The 18,209-nt window shown below is 76.2% G+C and carries 18 protein-coding genes and 1 pseudogene; 9 read left to right on the top strand and 10 right to left on the bottom strand.

Annotation, left to right across the window (positions count from 1 at the left end):
- Nucleotides 1-254 (top strand): annotated as a pseudogene (locus tag D0Z06_RS12735) (gfo/Idh/MocA family oxidoreductase); the annotation flags it as partial.
- An 88-nt stretch (nucleotides 255-342) separates the two neighbouring features.
- The gene (locus D0Z06_RS12730) at nucleotides 343-1,350 is read left to right on the top strand and encodes a sugar phosphate isomerase/epimerase family protein (protein WP_117377794.1); all 1,008 of its coding nucleotides are present in this window, start codon (nucleotides 343-345) and stop codon (nucleotides 1,348-1,350) included.
- Between the two features lie 34 nt (nucleotides 1,351-1,384).
- Here the strand turns inward: D0Z06_RS12730 and D0Z06_RS12725 are convergent, their stop codons facing one another.
- The 3 genes from D0Z06_RS12725 to D0Z06_RS12715 form a co-directional block, all read right to left on the bottom strand.
- On the bottom strand, nucleotides 1,385-1,891 hold the full coding sequence (locus D0Z06_RS12725) for a cupredoxin domain-containing protein (protein WP_158579974.1): 507 nt from the start codon (nucleotides 1,889-1,891) through the stop codon (nucleotides 1,385-1,387).
- An 82-nt stretch (nucleotides 1,892-1,973) separates the two neighbouring features.
- Nucleotides 1,974-2,897, bottom strand: coding sequence for an alpha/beta hydrolase family protein (locus D0Z06_RS12720; protein ID WP_117377823.1), 924 nt, complete (start codon nucleotides 2,895-2,897; stop codon nucleotides 1,974-1,976).
- 23 nt (nucleotides 2,898-2,920) lie between these two features.
- The gene (locus D0Z06_RS12715) at nucleotides 2,921-3,268 is read right to left on the bottom strand and encodes a hypothetical protein (protein ID WP_117377792.1); all 348 of its coding nucleotides are present in this window, start codon (nucleotides 3,266-3,268) and stop codon (nucleotides 2,921-2,923) included.
- A 76-nt stretch (nucleotides 3,269-3,344) separates the two neighbouring features.
- Between D0Z06_RS12715 and D0Z06_RS12710 the strand changes: the two genes are divergently transcribed.
- The gene (locus D0Z06_RS12710) at nucleotides 3,345-3,887 is read left to right on the top strand and encodes a helix-turn-helix domain-containing protein (protein ID WP_117377791.1); all 543 of its coding nucleotides are present in this window, start codon (nucleotides 3,345-3,347) and stop codon (nucleotides 3,885-3,887) included.
- Between the two features lie 6 nt (nucleotides 3,888-3,893).
- On the opposite strand, the gene D0Z06_RS12705 is transcribed toward D0Z06_RS12710, so the two are convergent.
- The 3 genes from D0Z06_RS12705 to D0Z06_RS26935 form a co-directional block, all read right to left on the bottom strand.
- Nucleotides 3,894-4,319, bottom strand: a complete 426-nt coding sequence (locus tag D0Z06_RS12705) for a hypothetical protein (RefSeq protein WP_117377790.1) — start codon at nucleotides 4,317-4,319, stop codon at nucleotides 3,894-3,896.
- 79 nt (nucleotides 4,320-4,398) lie between these two features.
- Complete coding sequence (locus tag D0Z06_RS12700) at nucleotides 4,399-5,970, bottom strand: DEAD/DEAH box helicase (RefSeq protein WP_199522285.1); 1,572 nt, start codon at nucleotides 5,968-5,970, stop codon at nucleotides 4,399-4,401.
- 245 nt (nucleotides 5,971-6,215) lie between these two features.
- Nucleotides 6,216-7,214, bottom strand: a complete 999-nt coding sequence (locus D0Z06_RS26935) for a GlxA family transcriptional regulator (RefSeq protein WP_117377789.1) — start codon at nucleotides 7,212-7,214, stop codon at nucleotides 6,216-6,218.
- A 72-nt stretch (nucleotides 7,215-7,286) separates the two neighbouring features.
- On the opposite strand from D0Z06_RS26935, the gene D0Z06_RS12690 reads away from it, so the two are divergent.
- Nucleotides 7,287-8,615 (top strand): MFS transporter, encoded by a 1,329-nt coding sequence (locus D0Z06_RS12690; protein WP_233517641.1) that lies wholly within the window; start codon nucleotides 7,287-7,289, stop codon nucleotides 8,613-8,615.
- A gap of 46 nt (nucleotides 8,616-8,661) precedes the next feature.
- On the opposite strand, the gene D0Z06_RS12685 is transcribed toward D0Z06_RS12690, so the two are convergent.
- Together D0Z06_RS12685 and D0Z06_RS12680 are read right to left on the bottom strand one after the other, a co-directional pair.
- Entirely contained in the window at nucleotides 8,662-9,012 is a 351-nt protein-coding gene (locus D0Z06_RS12685) for a nuclear transport factor 2 family protein (RefSeq protein ID WP_117377787.1), read from the bottom strand.
- Nucleotides 9,013-9,049: 37 nt separating this feature from the next.
- Nucleotides 9,050-10,552, bottom strand: coding sequence for an aldehyde dehydrogenase family protein (locus D0Z06_RS12680; RefSeq protein WP_117377786.1), 1,503 nt, complete (start codon nucleotides 10,550-10,552; stop codon nucleotides 9,050-9,052).
- 101 nt (nucleotides 10,553-10,653) lie between these two features.
- Between D0Z06_RS12680 and D0Z06_RS12675 the strand changes: the two genes are divergently transcribed.
- The 5 genes from D0Z06_RS12675 (at nucleotide 10,654) to D0Z06_RS12655 (ending at nucleotide 15,528) form a co-directional block, all read left to right on the top strand.
- Nucleotides 10,654-11,529, top strand: a complete 876-nt coding sequence (locus D0Z06_RS12675; protein WP_117377785.1) for a PaaX family transcriptional regulator — start codon at nucleotides 10,654-10,656, stop codon at nucleotides 11,527-11,529.
- A 71-nt stretch (nucleotides 11,530-11,600) separates the two neighbouring features.
- On the top strand, nucleotides 11,601-12,503 hold the full coding sequence (locus tag D0Z06_RS12670; protein ID WP_117377784.1) for an SDR family NAD(P)-dependent oxidoreductase: 903 nt from the start codon (nucleotides 11,601-11,603) through the stop codon (nucleotides 12,501-12,503).
- 6 nt (nucleotides 12,504-12,509) lie between these two features.
- The gene (locus D0Z06_RS12665; protein WP_117377783.1) at nucleotides 12,510-13,427 is read left to right on the top strand and encodes an amidohydrolase family protein; all 918 of its coding nucleotides are present in this window, start codon (nucleotides 12,510-12,512) and stop codon (nucleotides 13,425-13,427) included.
- Complete coding sequence (locus tag D0Z06_RS12660; protein WP_117377782.1) at nucleotides 13,424-15,037, top strand: AMP-binding protein; 1,614 nt, start codon at nucleotides 13,424-13,426, stop codon at nucleotides 15,035-15,037. The genes D0Z06_RS12665 and D0Z06_RS12660 overlap by 4 nt, the downstream gene beginning before the upstream one ends.
- A gap of 23 nt (nucleotides 15,038-15,060) precedes the next feature.
- The gene (locus D0Z06_RS12655) at nucleotides 15,061-15,528 is read left to right on the top strand and encodes a MaoC family dehydratase (protein ID WP_117377781.1); all 468 of its coding nucleotides are present in this window, start codon (nucleotides 15,061-15,063) and stop codon (nucleotides 15,526-15,528) included.
- 67 nt (nucleotides 15,529-15,595) lie between these two features.
- On the opposite strand, the gene D0Z06_RS12650 is transcribed toward D0Z06_RS12655, so the two are convergent.
- Nucleotides 15,596-17,170: an FAD-dependent monooxygenase gene (locus D0Z06_RS12650; protein WP_117377780.1), complete on the bottom strand. Its 1,575-nt coding sequence runs from the start codon at nucleotides 17,168-17,170 to the stop codon at nucleotides 15,596-15,598.
- On the bottom strand, nucleotides 17,167-18,141 hold the full coding sequence (locus D0Z06_RS12645) for an ABC transporter substrate-binding protein (protein WP_117377779.1): 975 nt from the start codon (nucleotides 18,139-18,141) through the stop codon (nucleotides 17,167-17,169). Before D0Z06_RS12645 ends, D0Z06_RS12650 begins: the two co-directional genes overlap by 4 nt.
- Between the last annotated feature and the right edge of the window lie 68 nt (nucleotides 18,142-18,209).

Below are 18,209 nucleotides of genomic sequence, written 5' to 3'. Positions count from 1 at the left end.
CCGCCACGGCCGGCTTCCGCCGGATCGTCGTCACCGAGCCCGAGCACCCCTGGGTCGCCGCCTGGTGGCCGGCCGGGCACGGCCTGGGCTACGAGCACGGCTTCACCCACCAGGTCGTCGACCTGGTCCGCGCCATCGCCGCCGACGAGGACCCCGCGCCGTCCTTCGCCGACGGGCTGCAGGTCCAGCGGGTGCTCGACGCGGTCGAGCGCAGCGCGGCGGACCGCTCCACCTGGACCGACATCCCCGCCTGAGAAGGGACCCCGTCCTCCTCACCCCTCGCAGGCCCGGGGCGAGCCTCGGGACGGGGCCACCGGACCACCGTGAACGAAGGAGTGCACCATGCCCCGTCCCGTCACCCTGTTCACCGGCCAGTGGGCCGACCTGCCGTTCGAGGAGGTGTGCCGGCTGGCCTCCGAGTGGGGCTACGACGGCCTGGAGATCGCCTGCTGGGGCGACCACCTCGACGTCGAGCGGGCCGCCTCCGACGACGCCTACGTGGAGGAGCGGCTGGCACTGCTCAAGCGGTACGGCCTGGAGGTGTGGACCATCTCCAACCACCTCAACGGCCAGGCGGTCTGCGACGACCCGATCGACGAGCGGCACCGCGGCATGGTGCACCCGCGGGTGTGGGGTGACGGCGACCCCGAAGGGGTGCGCCAGCGGGCGGCCGAGGAGATGAAGACCACCGCCCGCGCCGCCGCGAAGCTCGGGGTGCGGACCGTCGTCGGGTTCACCGGGTCCAAGATCTGGAAGACCGTGGCGATGTTCCCGCCGGTGCCCGAGTCGATGGTCGAGGACGGCTACGCCGACTTCGCCGCCCGGTGGAACCCGATCCTCGACGTCTTCGACGAGGTCGGCGTGCGGTTCGCGCACGAGGTGCACCCGTCGGAGATCGCCTACGACTACTGGACGACGGTGCGCGCGCTGGAGGCGATCGGGCACCGCGAGGCGTTCGGGCTGAACTGGGACCCGTCGCACTTCGTGTGGCAGGACCTGGACCCGGTCGGGTTCCTGTGGGACTTCAAGGACCGGATCTACCACGTGGACTGCAAGGACGCGAAGAAGCAGGTGGGCAACGGCCGCAACGGCCGGATGGGCTCGCACCTGCCGTGGGCCGACCCGCGGCGCGGCTGGGACTTCGTCTCCACCGGCCACGGCGACGTGCCGTGGGAGGCCTGCTTCCGGATGCTGAACACCATCGGCTACGACGGGCCGATCTCGGTGGAGTGGGAGGACGCCGGCATGGACCGGCTGGTCGGGGCGCCGGAGGCGCTGGCCTTCGTCCGCCGGCTGGCCTTCGACCCGCCGGCGGCCGCCTTCGACGCCGCCTTCTCCAGCGGCGCCTAGGCGGGACGCCCGGTGGCCGGGTGGGCGGGACCGCTCACCCGGCCACCGTCACCGCCGTCTCCATGCCCTGGGCCCGGTGGTTGCCCACGGAGCAGTAGAAGGCGTAGTCCCCGGCCTCGAGCGCGACCTCCAGGGTCGCCGACTCGCCGGGGCGCAGGACCGGGGTGGCGGCGACGTCCGCGCCGTCCCGCTCCACGACGAAGTCGTGCGGCATGTTGCCGGAGTTGGTGACCTCGAAGGTGTAGGTGCCGGGCGAGTACGAGTCCTCGGAGAGCTCGTAGGAGAACTCGTCCGCCGTCACCGACACCGTCTCGGCTGCGGGAGCCGGGGCCTCCGCCGTGGTGCCCGGGGCCCCGGTCGTGGCGCCCGGTGCCTCCGTCGTCGTGCTCGGGGCCGGGGAGGACGTCTCGCCGGTGGTGGTGGCCGCGGGGTCGGCGGCCTCCGCCCCGCCGTCCCCGGAGCAGGCGGTCAGGCCGCCGAGCGCGAGCGCCAGGACGGCGGCCGCGATCCGGCGGGTGGGACGGGTGGTCGCAGGGTGCACGGGTCCTCCTCGGTGGGCGGCGGTGCCGTCGGGAGGGATCCTGCGGCGTTCCCGGACCCGGCGATACCCCTTTCCGGCTGATTCACAGGCGGGGTCCGCCGGCGACCCGCCGGCACCAGCCGACGACGGTGTCGAGCACCTCGGCGTCGACCGGGTCCCGCAGCTCCGCGCGGTAGGCCCGCAGCGACGCCGGGCCCAGCTGGCGGCGCAGCGTGTGGGTGAGGTCGGGGACGGCGTGGACCTCGACCGGGCCGGGGACGACCGCCTCCACGGTGCCGAGGTCGGCGACCGGGACCTGCAGGTCCTTGGTGCCGGTCAGGGCCAGCACGGGGGCGGTGAGCCGCGCCAGGTCGGTGCGCGGGTCGTGGGCGAGGAACTCCCGGTGCCAGCGGGCGTTGATGCGGGCGCCCCCGATGCGGGCCACGTCGGTGGTGGTCGCCTCGATCCGCACGTGGTTGGCCGCGACCTTGCGCTCGAGGTCGGTGCGGGTCAGCCGGAGCAGCAGCCGCACCGGCGCGGGCAGCGTCGGCCCGATCTGCCGGGCCTGCCAGCGCAGCAGCTCCCGGCCGGGTGTCGCGCTCATCGACAGCAGCACGACGCCGGCCACCGGTGCCCCGCGGGCCGCGAGCGCCGCGGCGAGGACCGCGCCCTCGCTGTGCCCGGCGAGGAGGACCCGCTCGGGGTCGACCTCGGGCTGCGCGCGCAGGGTGTCGAGGGCGCGGCCGAGGTCGTCGACGTTGTCGGTCAGCCCGGCGGCGCGCCAGTCCCCGGGCGTCGCGCCGACGCCGCGCTTGTCGTAGCGGTAGGAGGCCAGCCCGCAGGCGGCCAGGGCGTGCGCGAGCTCCCGGGACACGGCGAACCGCATCCGCCGCACGTTCGAGTCGCGGTCCAGCGGCCCCGAGCCGCTGGCGAGCAGGACGGCCGGCGAGCGACCCCCGCCGCCCGGGAGGGCGAAGGTCCCGGCGAGCTCCGGGTCGCCCGGCACCGCCAGGTCCCGCTCGCGCACGGCCTGCGCCGTGCCCGCCCCGCTCACGGCCGGGCCGCCAGGCGGGCGGCGAGCGCCTCGGCGTCGTCGGCGCCGATGAGCAGCGTGTCGAAGCGCTGGCCGGTCAGCCGGACCCGCACCGCGCCCTGCCCGCGCCGGACGGAGACCAGCGCCTTCTCGCCGTGCCCCCGCCAGGTGCCGATCTTGCGGACCCCGGGCACGCCCAGGCCGGGGGCGCGCAGCCCGCGCGTGGCCGCCAGCCCGTCCGGCAGCGCCTCGACCGACCGCACCGCCGAGCGCGGCACGCGCAGGTCGCGGAGCAGGCCGAGGACCTTCTCGGCCGGGGAGAGGAGGACGGTCAGGGTCTCGGGAGTGGTGCGGACGGTCGCCATGCGCCTATTGTTATCACCAGCGATACTGATGTCAACCATGAGAACGGTGTGACGAGCACGAGAACGGAGCGCGCGGATGGCGACGGCGGACCTGCTCCTGCACCCGGTGCGCCTGCGCGTGGTGCAGGCGTTCCTCGGGGACCGGCAGCTGACGACGGGCGACCTGCGGGGGGAACTGGCCGACGTGCCCCCGGCGACCCTCTACCGGCACGTCGCGGTGCTCGCCGAGGCCGGGGTGCTGGAAGTGGTGGCCGAGCGCCGGGTGCGGGGCGCGGCCGAGCGCACCTACCGGCTGGTGACCGAAGCTGCCTCGCTGGGCCCCGAGGAGGCCGCCGGGATGTCGGCCGAGGAGCACCGGCGGGCCTTCGCCACGTTCGTGGCCGGGTTGCTCGCCGACTTCGACCGCTACGCCGGAGGGGCCGGGAGCGGCCGGCTGGACCTGGCCGCGGACGGCGTGGGCTACCGCCAGGTCGGCCTCTGGCTCGACGACGCGGAGTTCGCCGAGCTGGTGACGGACCTGCGCGCGGTGCTCGCGGCGCGGCTGGACCGCGCGCCGGCGGGTGCCGCCGGCGGCGCGCGCCGCCGGCGGCTGGTCACCCAGGTGTTCCTGCCCGGCTGAACCGGGTCAGCGCGGGCGGTCGACGGTGCCCCGCGTCAGCAGCCCGACGCCGATACCGAGCAGCCAGACGTCCTTGGCCACCGCGAGGCCCTGCTCGGTGGGGGCCAGGCTGCCGGGCTTGCGCATGCCCGGGGTGTTGAGGTAGAGGCCGAGCAGCCCGCCGGAGAACGCGGTCAGCGCCGCGCCGGCCACCGCCGTCGGCACGAACGGGGTGAGCAGCGCGGCGCCGATCACGATCTCCGCGGTGGACAGCGCCCTGACGAACTGCTGCGGCTGCACCTTCGACAGCACCGGGTAGGTGCCGGAGGCGAAGCCGTGCAGCCCGGCCGCGGTCTCGGCGTCCGCGCCGCGCTTGCCGAGGCCGCTGTTGAGGATGAAGGCCCCGGCGGAGATCCGGGGGCCGATCTCGGACAGGGTGATGGGCAGTCGCACGGGGCACCTCGCGGTCGTCGTGGTCGTCCAGATCTCAACGACCACTCTGGTCGACCGGGCGACCGCCCACCACCCGGGGTCAGCGGCCCCCGCGGCGCGAGCGCCCGCTGAACGACGCGGCCGAGTGCGTCCCGGCGCGGGCGGCCAGCTCGGCCCGGGTGCGCGCCGGACCGGACGCCCGTCCGGCCCCGCCGGCGGTGCCGGTCCCGCCGCCGCCGGAGCGGCGCCTCCGGCCGCCCCCGCCCGGGCCCTGCGGCTGCGGGGCGGGTGCCGGGGCGGGCTCGACGTGGGGGGCGGCCGGTCCGGTGAGCGCGGTGATCTCCGGGGCACCCGGTCGCACCGCGCTCACCGTGGGGGTGATCCCCGCCTGGCGGGCCAGGGTGCGCACCTCGGCGGACTGGTCCGGGGTGCTGACGGTCACCACCGTGCCCCCGGCCCCGGCCCGCGCGGTCCGGCCGGAGCGGTGCAGGTAGGCCTTGTGCTCGGCGGGCGGGTCGACGTGGACGACCAGCGCCACGTCGTCGACGTGGATACCGCGGGCGGCGATGTCGGTGGCGACCAGCACCCGGGTGCCGCCGGTGCTGAAGGCCTCGAGGTTGCGCTCCCGGGCGTTCTGGCTGAGGTTGCCGTGCAGGTCGACCGCGGGCACGCCGGCGGCGGTGAGCTGCTTGGCCAGCTTCTTGGCCTGGTGCTTGGTCCGGGTGAACAGCACGCTGCGGCCCAGGCCCGAGGCGAGCTCCCGGACGACGGCGGCCTTGTCGCCGGCCTCGACCCGCAGGACGTGGTGGGTCATGGTCGCCACGGGGGCGACCGCCGGGTCGACCGACTGGGTGGTCGGGGCGGTCAGGTAGCGCCGCACCAGCACGTCGACCCCGTTGTCGAGGGTGGCGCTGAACAGCAGCCGCTGCCCGTCGCCCGGCGTCCGGTCCATGATCCGCTTGACGCCGGGGAGGAAGCCGAGGTCGGCCATGTGGTCGGCCTCGTCCAGGACGGTGACCTCGACCGCGCCGAGGTCGGCGTGGCCCTGGCCGATGAGGTCCTCCAGTCGGCCGGGGCAGGCGATGACGACGTCGACGCCCCGCGCCAGGGCCTGCACCTGCGGGTTCTGGCCGACGCCGCCGAAGACGGTGGTCGCCGACATGCCGAGGGCCCGGGCGAGCGGGTCGACGACCGCGAACACCTGGTTGGCCAGCTCGCGGGTCGGGACGAGCACCAGGGCCCGCGGCCGGCGGGCCGTCCGGCGGGTGCCGGAGGCCGCGAGGCGGGCCACCAGCGGCAGGCTGAAGGCGAGGGTCTTGCCCGAGCCGGTGCGGCCGCGGCCGAGCACGTCCCGCCCGGCCAGCGAGTCGGGCAGCGTGGCGACCTGGATGGGGAACGGCGCGGTGATCCCGCTCGCGGCGAGCACCTCGACCAGCGGCGCCGGGACGCCGAGGGCGGCGAAGGTGGTGTCCTCGGGCAGCACGGTCGGTGCGTCACCGGCCGGGACGACGGCGACGGGCACCGGGTCGGGGCGCGGGGCGACCGGCCGGGGCTGCGCCGCGGCCGCGGGCCGGGGCTGCCCGGGGGCGGTGGGGCGGCCGCGGCCGCGGCTGCCGCGGCGGCGGCGGCCGCTGGTCTCGCGGCCGGGGGTGGTGGGGTCGTGCGGGGTCACGGGAGGTCCTCACGGTCCTGGTTCGCCGCCGTCGGTCCCCTCGACCGCGGGCCCCGGCGTCCTGCGCTCGGCAGGGCGGGACCTCTCGTCGTCGGCGGGACGTCGGACAGCCGGGCGCGCCTCGGTGGCGCTGCCGCAGCCCGACGTCGAGTCCCGCGCTCCGGATGAGCGGCGGGGCGGCGCCGGTACACCCCACTCAACCAGACCGGGTGCCCGACTGTGCCGACGCGCGGGCGAGTCTCGCGTCACACCCCCTGGTAGGTGCGCCGGTAGGCGCCGGGCGACACGCCGATGGTCGCCCGCAGGTGCGCGCGCAGCGAGGCGGGCGTGCCGAAGCCGGCCAGGACGGCGACCCGGTCGACGGGGGCATCGGTCGACTCCAGCAGGTGCCGGGCGACGGTGAGCCGCTGGCCGGCCAGCCAGCGCAGCGGGGACTGGCCGGTCTCCTCGCGGAAGCGCCGGGTGAAGGTGCGCACGCTCATCCGGGCGTGCGCGGCCAGGTCGGCGAGGGTGAGGGGCTCGTGCAGCCGGTCGGCGGCCCACGCGCGGGTCGCGGCGGTGCCGGCGCCGCCGGGCTCGGGCAGGGGGCGCTCGACGAACTGGGACTGGCCGCCCTCCCGCCAGGGGGCGACGACGTTGCGCCGGGCCACGCGGTTGGCGACCTCGCTGCCGTGGTCGCGGCGGACCACGTGCAGCAGCAGGTCGATGCCGGCGGCGTTGCCGGCCGAGGTCAGCACCTCGCCGTCGTCGACGAAGAGGACGTCCGGGTCGAGCCGGACCGCGGGGAACAGGTCCCGGAAGGCGGCGGTGTGCATCCAGTGCGTGGTCGCCGGGCGCCCGTCGAGCAGACCCGCGGCGGCGAGGACGAAGGCGCCGGTGCAGATGGAGACCATCCGGGCGTGCGCCGCGGCGTCCCGCAGGGCGGCGGCCAGCTCGCCGGGCACCGCGCCCTCGCTCATCGCCGGCCCGCCGTACACGCCCGGGACCACCACGGTGCCGGCCGTGGCGAGGACCGACCCGTCGTGCTCGGGCAGCGCCGCGTACCCGGCCGACGTGCGCACCGGGCCGCCGTCGAGGGACGCCACCCGCACCCGGTAGAGGCGGCGCCCGTCGTCGTCGACCGCCGAGGACAGCAGGCGGTGCGGGAGGCCGAGCTCGAAGGCGATCACGTCCGGCAGGGCGAGGACGACGACCTCGTGCGGCGGCGGGGCCTCCGGGCCGGCGTCCCGGCGCGTGCTGGTCATGGCCGGATCCTTGCACATGTTGACCGTCGGGCCACTGTCGTCGTCCTCCGCCGTCCCGGCATGCTGTCCGCCGTGACCGCGCCCGCCCTGACCCGCACCCGCCGCGTCCACCCCGCGTGGTGGGTGGCGGCCGTGACGTTCGTGGCCCTGGTCGGGGCTGCCGCCTTCCGCGCGGTGCCGGGGGTGCTGATCGACCCGCTGCGCGAGGAGTTCGGCTGGTCGGTGTCGACGATCTCGGCAGCGGTCGCGGTCAACATGGCGTTGTACGGGCTGACGGCTCCTTTCGCGGCCGCCCTGATGGAGCGCTTCGGCGTCCGGCGGGTGGTGATCGGTGCGCTGCTGCTCACCGCGTGCGGCAGCGGGTTGACCGTCTTCATGACCGCGAGCTGGCAGCTGGTGCTGCTGTGGGGGTTCCTGGTCGGCCTGGGCACCGGCTCGATGGCGCTGTCGCTGGTGGCGACGGTGACCGGCCGCTGGTTCGTCGCCCGGCGCGGGCTGGTCTCCGGGGTCCTGACGGCCGGCGGTGCGACGGGGCAGCTGGTGTTCCTGCCGCTGGTGGCCTGGGCGGACGCGACGGCCGGCTGGCGGGCGGCGTCGCTGGGGACGACGGCGGCCGCGCTGGCCGTCGTCCCGTTCGTCGCCTGGCTGCTGCGGGACCGGCCGCGCGACCTCGGCGTGGCGCCCTACGGCGGGACCCCGGCCGACGACGTCGACCCGGTGCGGGCCGGCGCGGCGCGGACGGCGCTGCAGGCCCTGACCCACGCCGCCCGCACCCGGCCGTTCTGGTTGCTGGCCGGTGGCTTCCTCATCTGCGGGATGTCGACCAACGGCCTCGTGCAACCGCACTTCATCCCGGCGGCGCACGACCACGGGATGCCGGTGACGACGGCGGCGGGCCTGCTCGCGGTGGTGGGGATCTTCGACATCGCCGGGACGGTGCTGTCGGGGTGGTTGACCGACCGCGTGGACCCCCGGCTGCTCCTGCTGGCCTACTACGGGCTGCGCGGGCTGTCGCTGTTCCTCCTGCCGCCGCTGTTCGGACCGGAGCTGCACGTCAGCATGGTCGCCTTCATCGTGTTCTACGGCCTGGACTGGGTGGCCACGGTCCCGCCGACCCTGGCGCTGTGCCGGGAGCACTTCGGGGCCCGGGCGCCGGTGGTGTTCGGCTGGGTCTTCGCCTCGCACCAGGTCGGCGCCGCGATCGCCGCCTACGGGGGTGGGGTGATCCGCGACGTGACGGGCTCCTACGACCTGGCCTGGTTCCTCGCCGGGGCGCTGTGCGTGGCCGCGGCGGCGATGTCGGTGTCGATCCGGCGCAACCGGCCGGATGCGCCTGCCGGTGACGATCCGGGCCTGCCGCCCTCGCCGACGCAGGCCGCGGCCGGTTCGTCGCACGGCTGAGCCGGGCTCCGGTCACCGGGGAACGGGTGCGCGCCGACCCGGCGTCTCACCCGGGCGCCGGCGTGCCCTGGTGGAAGCGCAGCCGCCAGCCCGCCGCGCCGTCCCGCACCCACAGCGAGCTGCGCAGCGAGCCGCGGTGCCCGGTCACGCGGTAGGTGAGCAGGACGACGTCCTCGGCCAGCCGCACCACCTCGAACGCCTCGGCCGTGCCGCGGACCTCCGGGTCCGCACCCAGCGCGCGGACGATCGCCTCCCCGTCCCACACGCGGCCCGAGGCGCCGAACTCCCGGAACTCCGGGTGCAGCAGGGCCGCCACCCGGTCCGGGTCGGCGCGGGTGTCCGGTCGGAGCAGCAGCCGCTCGAGCTCGACGACGGCCGCCAGGTCGTCCCCGGTCACGCCGGGAGCGGGGGCGACGCGGCTCCTGGCCGCCGGGTCAGCGGTGCCGCCCGTGCACCAGGCGCACGAACCGGGCCAGCGCGGCCGTGGCGCCCGCCGGCCGGTCGAAGCTCATGAGCGGCACCGGCAGCGGTACCCGCTGGCGGGTGATGGCCTTCGCGCGGGTGAACTCGCGCAGGCCGTCCTCGCCGTGGATGCGGCCGAAGCCGCTCTCGCCGACGCCCCCGAACGGGAGCGCCGGCACGGCCGCGAACGTGAGCACCGAGTTGACCGACGTCATCCCGCTGCGCATCCGGCGCGCGAGGTCGAGCGCCCGCCGGCGCGAGCGGGAGAACACCGCGCCGGCCAGGCCGTGCGGGTTGCCGTTCGCCAGCGCGAGCGCCTCCTCGGCGTCGCGCACCCGCGTGATGGTCAGCGTCGGGCCGAAGGTCTCCTCGCGCACCGCGGCCGAGGTCTCCGGCACGTCGAGCAGCACGACCGGCGCGACGGTGCGCCCCGTGCCGGGGTCGGTGCCACCCGCCCCGATCCGGCCGCCCGCGGCCACGGCGTCCTCGACGTGCCGGCGGACGACGTCGGCCTGCGCGGCCATCGTCATCGGCCCGTACGAGGTGCCCGGCTCGAGGCGCTGCACCCGCCGCGTCACCTCGGCGACGAAGGCGTCGTGCACCGCCTCGGTCGCGTAGACCCGCTCGATGCCGATGCAGGTCTGCCCCGCGTTGCTCATCGCACCCCACACCGCGGCGTCGGCGGCGGCCGCGACGTCGGCGTCGTCGTCGACGATCATCGCGTCCTTGCCCCCGAGCTCCATGAGCACCGGGGTCAGCGTCTCCGCGCACGCCGCCATGACCCGGCGGCCGGTGGCCGCCGAGCCGGTGAACGCCAGCTTCCCGACCCCGGCGCGGCACAGCGCCGCGCCGGTCGCGCCGTCACCGGGGAGGGCCTGCAGCACGTCGGGCAGGTCCGGGACGGCGGCCCGCCACGACTCCGCCAGCCGGACGCCGACCGCCGGCGTGTGCTCCGACGGCTTGAACACCACCGCGTTGCCCGCGGCGAGCGCGTAGGCGATCGAGCCCATCGGGGTGAACACCGGGTAGTTCCACGGGCCGATCACGCCGACCACGCCGAGCGGCTGGTACTCCAGCGAGGCGGCGTGGTTGGCGGCCAGCAGCCCGGCGCGCACCCGCCGCGGGCCGAGCACCCGGCGCGCGTGCGCCGCGGCCCACGCCAGGTGGTCGACCGCCAGGGTGATCTCGAGGACGGCGTCCTCGTGCGGCTTGCCGTTCTCCCGGTGCACCAGGTCGGCGAGCTCGTCGAGGTGGCGGGCCAGGTGCCCGCGCCAGGCGGCCAGCCGGCGCCGGCGGCCGTCGTACCCGAGCGCGGCCCAGGCCTGCGCCGCCGTCCGGGCCCGGTCGACCGCGGCGCCGACCGCGGCGGCGTCGGCCACCGGGAAGCGGCCGACGACCTCCCCGGTGGCTGGGTCGGTGGACTCCAGGGTCGCGGCGGGCGGGGGAGCGGTGTCCGGCTGCGCGGCGAGCGGCATGCCCGGAGGCTACCGGCGGGTAGCCCGGACGGGGCGGCCCGCGGCGTCCGGCCGAGGCGGGACGGTGACGACCGCCCCGCGACTGAGTACCGTTCCGCGCCGTGAGCGCCGTACCGAGCGACGACCTCGCCGAGGACGAGGGCCCGCTGGCCCCCCACCCGGCGCGGCCGCAGACCCACGTGCTGCTGTTCTGCGGCGTCCACCTCACCGACCCGGCGCTCGCCGTCCCCACCGCCGGGCTGGTCGACGTCCTCGGCCGGGTGGGCGTGGGGGAGTACGCCGCCCGCTCGACGGTCAGCCGGATGCTGCGGCGCGGCACGCTGGAGCGGCGGCGCAGCGGCCGCCGGGTGCTGCTGTCGCCGTCCGGGCGCGCCCGGGCCGAGCTGGCCGAAGGAGGCGAGCGCGCCTGGCGCTCGCCGGTGAACCGCACGTGGGACGGCGAGTGGACCCTGCTGGCCTTCTCGCTGCCCGAGACCCGTCGCGCCGACCGCCACCTGCTGCGGTCTCGCCTGCAGTGGGCCGGTTTCGGCATGCTGCGGGACGGGATGTGGGTGGCGCCCCGCGAGGTCGACGTCCCCGCCCTGCTGGCCAGGGTGGACGTGCTCGACTCGCTCAAGGTCTTCCGCGCCCGGGTCGTCGAGCCCACCGAGGTCGCCGAGCTGGTCGACGACGCGTGGGACCTCGCCACGCTGGCCCGCCGGTACGCCCGGTTCCTCGACCGCTGGGACCGCCCGGACCCCCTCCCGGACGCCTCCGACGACCTCGCCCGCCAGCTGCACCTGCTGGGCGAGTGGACGCTGCTGGCCCGCGCCGACCCCGGGCTGCCGGTCGAGCACCTGCCGGCCGACTGGCCGGCGGTGCGCGCCGAGCACGTCGCCCTCCGCCTGCGGCGCCGCTACGCCGCGGGCGCGGGGCGGGCGGTCGCCGACCTGGTCGAACGGGTGCGCACCGTTGACGAGCGTCGCGGGAGTGGATAACTTCCGGGCGAGGCCGGACGTGCTGCGGAGCACGTCCGGCGGCCGTCCGCCACCCCCTCCGGGAGGACCCCATGCAGCTGTCCGGCAAGGTCGCCGTCGTCACCGGGGCCGGGCGCGGCCTCGGCCGCGCCTACGCCACCGCGCTCGCCGCGGCCGGTGCCGCCGTCGTCGTCAACGACCTCGACCTCGAGCTCGCCGAGGAGGTCGCGGCGGGGATCCGGGCCGCGGGGGGCGCCGCCGTCGCCGAGGGCTCGCCGGTCGGCAGCACCGAGGCGGCCGAGGCGGTCGTCGCCACGGCCGTCCGCGAGTTCGGCCGGCTCGACGTCATGGTCACCAACGCCGGCGTGCTGCGGGACCGCACGCTGGTCAAGATGGCCGACAAGGACTTCGACCTGGTCGTGCAGACCCACCTGCGGGGCACCTTCACCTGCGGCCGCGCGGCGGCCGCGCAGTTCAGGGAGCAGGGCGGCGGCGGCCGGCTCATCCTCATCGGCTCCCCGGCCGGCCAGCGGGCCAGCTTCGGGCAGACCGGCTACACCGCCTCCAAGGCCGGCATCGTCGGCCTGGTCCGCACCTGGGCCGCCGAGCTGCAGCGCAGCGGCACCACGGTGAACGCCGTCATCCCGGTCGCGCTCACCCGGATGGTCGCCACCATCCCCGGCCTGGCCGAGCTGGTGGAGCGCGCCGACCGCGGCGAGCCCATCCCGGCCGACGTCCGGGCCAACGGCCTCGGCACCCCCGACGACGTGGCCCCCCTCGTGGTCTTCCTCGCCTCCGACGAGGCCGCCGGCGTCACCGGCCAGGCCATCGGGGCCGGGGGCGACCGCATCTCGATCTGGTCGCACCCCAGCGAGGTCGTCGCCGAGGTGCGGGAGGGCGGCTGGACCGCCGACGCCCTCGCCGAGGCCTTCCCGACGACGTTCCAGCCGCACCTGCAGGCCTTCCTGCCCGACACCGTCCCCGGCCAGGGCTGAACCCCCGTGGACGTCGACGCGCTCGTCGCCATCGACGTGCACACCCACGTGCACCGGTCGGTGCGGGGGGAGACGCACGCCGCGGGTGCCGAGGACATGGGCGGGTACTTCGGGATCGGCACCATGCCGCGGTACACGGTGCCGGAGCTGGCGCAGCACTACCGGGAGCGCCGCATGGCCGCGGTGGTCTTCGGCGTGGACAGCGTCTCGCAGACCGGCGAGGAGATGGTGCCCTCCAACGAGGAGGTCGCCGAGCTCGCCGCCGAGCACGCCGACGTGCTCATCCCGTTCGCCAGCATCGACCCGCACCGCGGGGCCGCCGGCGTGCGGGCCGCCGAGCGCCTGATCACCGAGCACGGGGTGCGCGGGTTCAAGTTCCACCCCAACGCCCAGGCGTTCTCCCCCGACGACCGGCTGGCCTACCCGCTGTACGAGGTGATCGCCGGGCACGGCCTGGTCGCGCTGTTCCACACCGGGCAGACCGGGGTCGGCGCCGGGCAGCGGGCGGGCGGGGGCATCCGGCTCCGGTACTCGAACCCGATGCTCGTCGACGACGTCGCCGTCGACTTCCCGGACATGCCGATCATCCTGGCCCACCCGTCCTTCCCCTGGCAGGACGAGGCGCTGGCGGTGGCCACGCACAAGCCGCAGGTGCACATCGACCTGTCCGGCTGGTCGCCGAAGTACTTCCCGCCGCAGCTGGTGCAGTACGCCAACACCCTCCTCAAGGACAAGGTGCTGTTCGGGTCGGACTTCCCCGTCCTCACCCCGGAGCGCTGGATGCGGGACTTCGCCGGGCTCCCGATCAAGGACGGCGTCCGGCCGCGGATCCTCAAGGGCAACGCCGCCCGCCTGTTCGGGCTGACCGGTACGGCGGCGGGGACGGCGGCGCCGGGGACGACGGTCGAGGGGGCGCGGTCGTGAGGGAGAGCTTCGCGACGGTCCTCGAGACGATCGGCGACGTCCGCCCGCACCGGCTCGCGGTCAGCCACGGCGAGCGCACCCGCACCTGGGCCGAGCTCGACGAGCGGGCCGCCCGGCTGGCCGGGCACCTCGCCGCCCAGGGCGTCGGCCCCGGGGCCCGGGTGGCCGTGGCGCTCTACAACGGCATCGAGTACCTGGAGAGCGTCTACGCGATCCTCAAGCTGCGCGCCGTGCCCCTCAACGTGAACTACCGCTACCGCCACGCCGAGCTGGTGCAGCTGCTCGGCGATGCGCGGGCCGAGGCGCTGGTCCTCGACGCCTCCCTCGCCGACCGGGTCGCCGAGGCCCGCCCGGCGCTGCCGCAGCTGCGCGCGCTGGTCCAGGTCGGCGCGCCCGACGACGTCCCGGCCTGGGCGGCCGGCTACGAGCAGGCGGTCGCGGCGGCCGACCCGGCGCCGCGCACCGAGCGCGGGGACGACCACTGGCTCATGTACACCGGCGGCACCACGGGCCGGCCCAAGGGCGTGCTGTCCCGGCACTCCGGGCTCTACACCACCTGCTGCGCCAACGGGTTCCTGCTGCTCGGCGAGCCGTTCCCGCAGACCCTCGGGGACCTGCGGGCGGTGCTCGAGCGCCTCGGCACCGACCGGGACGCGATGGTGTGCCTGCCGGCCCCGCCGCTGATGCACGCGACGGGCATGTACACCACGTTCGGGGCGCTGCTGGCCGGCGGCCGGGTGGTGTACCTGACCTCGCGGTCCTACGACCCCGACGAGCTGGCGGCGACCGTGCAGCGCGAGCGGGTGGACACCGTCTCGATCGTCGGCGACGTCTTCGCCCGCCCGCTGGCCGACGCGCTGGACGCCGCCGCGGCCGCCGGGCGCCCGTACGACCTGTCCACCCTGCGCCGCGTGATCAGCGTGGGCGTCACCTGGAGCGCCGACGTCAAGCAGCGCCTGCTGCGCCACGCCGACATGGTCTGCCGGGACCTCGTCGCCTCCTCGGAGGGCGGGCCCTACGCCGTGCAGGAGACCCGCCGCGGCGAGCCCGCCGAGACCGCCCACTTCCGGCTGTTCCCGGGCGCGCGGGTCGTCGGCGACGACGGCGAGGACGTCGTCCCCGGGTCCGGGCAGGTCGGCCTGCTCGCGGCCCCGGTCGACGAGCACATCCGCTACCAGGGGGACGACGAGGCCACGGCGGCCACGTTCCGGGTGCTCGGCGGCCGCCGCTGGGCCGTGCCCGGCGACCTGGCCGAGCTCACCGCGGACGGCACCGTCGTCCTCCACGGCCGCGGCAGCCGGGTCATCAACACCGGCGGCGAGAAGGTGTACGCCGAGGAGGTCGAGCAGGCCCTGCTCACCCACCCGGCGGTGCGCGACGCGATGGTCGTCGGCACGCCCGACGAGCGCTGGGGCTCGCGCATCGTCGCCGTGGTCGCGCTCCGGCCCGGCGCGAGCCTCACGACCGACGAGGCCCGCGCGCACGTCGGCGCGGCGCTGGCCGACCACAAGCGCCCCCGGGAGCTGGTCGTCGTCGACGAGCTCCGCCGCAGCCCCTCCGGCAAGGCAGACCTCCGCTGGGCCCGTACCGTCGCCCAGTCGGCCCCGTGACCCCCGAAGGACAGGAGAACCCCATGGCCACCCCCATCACCGTCGACGGCATCGAGGGCGTCAAGAGCCTGGTCGGCCAGGAGATCGGTCCGACCGACTGGGTGGAGATCACCCAGGACATGGTCAACCTCTTCGCCGACGCCACCGGCGACCACCAGTGGATCCACGTGGACGTCGAGCGGGCCAAGAAGGAGAGCCCGTTCGGCGGCCCGGTCGCGCACGGCTACCTGACGCTGTCGCTGTGGCCCCGGTTCGCGCCGGAGCTCATGCAGTACACCGGCTTCACGCTCACCGTGAACTACGGCACCGAGAAGGTCCGCTTCCCGAACCCCGTGCCGGTCGGCGCCAAGCTGCGGGCCCGGGCCGTCGTCACCGACGTGACCGAGGTCGGCGAGGGCGTCATCCAGACCCTGCAGACCGCCACCTTCGAGGTCGAGGGCGCGAGCAAGCCGGCCTGCGTGGCCACGATCGTCCTCCGGCACTACCTCTGACACGGACCCCGCCCCGGCCGGCGTCGCGCCGGCCGGGGCGGTCCGCTGCCACCGCCCCGGAGCGCTGCTACCGCCCGGTGACCGTGCCCAGCACGGCTGCGGCGTCCTCGTCGGAGTCCCCGGCCCACGCGACGTGCTGGTCGGGGCGGACCAGCACCAGGTCGGCCGCGTAGGCGTCGCGGACGGCGGGGTCGACGTCCACCAGGTCCAGCGGGACTGCCGCCTGCCCGGCGGCCGCGGCCAGCCGGTCCCCGGCGGACCCGGCCCGGAGGAGGACGAACCGCCCGCCGGTCAACCGGTCGAACAGGTCCACGCCCGTGCCCGCGGGCTGGGCGGCCAGGTGGTGCCCCGGCCGGGCCCGCGTCTCGTGCCGGCCCGCGGCGCCGGGCCGCCCGGCGGGGCCGACGACGACCGGTGAGCCCTCGTAGTGCGGCTCGTAGGCGTCGACCTCGGCGGGGGCGCCCTCGGCGCGCGCGGCCCAGGCGGACTCGAACGCCGCCCGGTCGGTGCACGGGTCGTGGGTCGCCAGGAACTCCCGGTCGACCTCGACCGACCGGGCGATGAACTCGTCGCGCAGCGAGGCGAACACCGGTCGCCGCTCGGCGTCGTAGGAGTCGAGCAGCCGCGGGCCCGCCCACCCCTGCAGCTCGGCGGCGAGCTTCCAGGCCAGGTTCGCGGCGTCCTCGAAGCCGGTGTTGATGCCGTAGCCGCCGTAGGGCGGGTGGCTGTGGGCCGCGTCGCCGGCGATGAGCAGCCGGCCGGCCCGGTAGCGGTCGGCGAGGGCGAAGCGCATGTCCCAGAAGCCGACGTGCTCGATGTCGGCGTCGAACTCCGCGCCCGCCGCCCGCCACAGCAGCGGCCGGAAGTCCGTGGCGCCGTCCGCGGCGGCCCGGTCGACCGGGGCGTGGAAGAACCACGTCCCGCGGGCGTCGACCCGGCCGAAGAACTGCCAGTAGCCCTCCAGGGCGGGGTGCAGGACGTTGAAGTAGGACGTCCCCGGGTAGCGCTCCAGCAGGCCGTCGAGCTGCCGGGACCGGAAGACCAGGAGCACCATGAGCTGCTCGTGGTCGGTCCGGGTCTGCGGGATCCCGGCGGCCTCGCGGACCAGCGACCGGCTGCCGTCGCAGCCCACGGCGTAGTCGGCCTCGACCTCCAGCACCCCGCCCGAGGCGTCCCGCGCCCGGACGAGCACGCCGTCGGCGGACGCGCGGACCTCCTCCGCCCGCCAGGGGGCGAGGAACTGCACGCCCGGCACCTCCGCGGCGCGCGCCCGGAGGGCGCGCTCGGTGTTGTACTGCGGGAGGCGCTCGTTGTCCGCGGCGTAGAACGGCCGGACGGCGGCCCGCCGGTGCCACTCGTAGGCGTACTCCCCGAGCAGGGTGCCGTAGGTGGTGACGCCGCCGACCTCGTGCTCCCGGGAGGTGGTGCGCCCGGCGCGGACGCGGTCCTCGGCCCCCCAGGCCCGCATCAGCTCCATCGTCCGCTGGGTCAGGTTCTGCCCCTTCGGGACCGGCTGGGGCTCGGCGCGGCGCTCCACCACCGCGCACCCGACGCCGGCCTGCCCGAGCGCGATGGCCAGCGCCGTCCCGACCGGCCCCCCGCCGACGACGGCGACCCGGGTGCGGATCCGCCGGCCGGTCATCCGACCACGACCTCGTCGAGGTCGACGGGCTCCTCGATCAGGCCGTAGCGGAGCATCAGCTCCTGGATCAGCTCCAGCGACTCCACGTCGGTGCCGCCCTGCCAGCGGTTGATCCGCACGTCCTGCGCGACCTCTTCCGGGATGTCGCTGATCTCCGGGATGGCGGCGCGGAAGGCCTCCGGGTCCGCCTCGATGGCCGCCGCGGTGGCCTCGACGCCGGCCAGGAAGGCCTCGGCGACCTCCGGGCGCTCCTGGACCGCCTGCGCGCTCATCACGTAGGTGCCGATCTGCAGCCCCGGGCGCAGGTCGCTGTACGGGCGGCCGATGATCCGCAGGCCCTGGTCCTCGGCCGCGGTGACGAACGGCTCGATCACCGCGGCCGCCGCCACGTCCCCGGCCAGCACCGCCGCCGCCATGTCGGGGAAGGGCAGCTCGACGAACTCGACGCTGTCGTACTCGAGGCCGGCGTCCTCGAGCATCGAGCCGAGCACGATGTCGTTGATGTTGCGCAGGGTGTTGACCGCGACCCGCTGGCCCTCGAGCTGGCTGATGTCGGTGACCGGGCTGTCCGCGCGCACCATGAGCGCCGAGAAGTCCTGCTCCGGGTCCTGCGAGGTGCTCGTGCCGCCGGCGACCATGCGCAGCGGCAGGCCCTCGCCGACCGCGATGAGCACCGACACGACGTTGGACCCGGCGACGTCGAGGTCGCCGCCGACCAGCTGCGGGATGACGGTGGCGCCACCGGCCGACGCGGTGATCTCCAGGTCCAGGCCGGCGTCCTCGAAGTGCCCCTCCTGCTCGCCGTAGGTCAGGAAGACCAGCGGCGCGCCCGCGGTGTCGGCGACGGTGACCGTCGTCAGCCCGCCCTCCTCCCCGCCGCCGTCCCCGGACGCGGTGTCGGAGCCACCGCAGGAGGTCAGGAGCAGCGCCGCCGCGGTGAGGGCGGCGGCAGGTCGGGACCGGGTGGTCATGGGGTCTCCTCTCGCTGCGGGGCACCGTGTGGCCGGCGTCACCCGTCCCGGAAACCCTAACCAGCGTT

The organism is Geodermatophilus marinus, from assembly GCF_003428645.1.
Taxonomy (GTDB): Bacteria; Actinomycetota; Actinomycetes; order Mycobacteriales; family Geodermatophilaceae; genus Geodermatophilus.
This window is presented reverse-complemented; position numbering and strand designations above follow the sequence as displayed.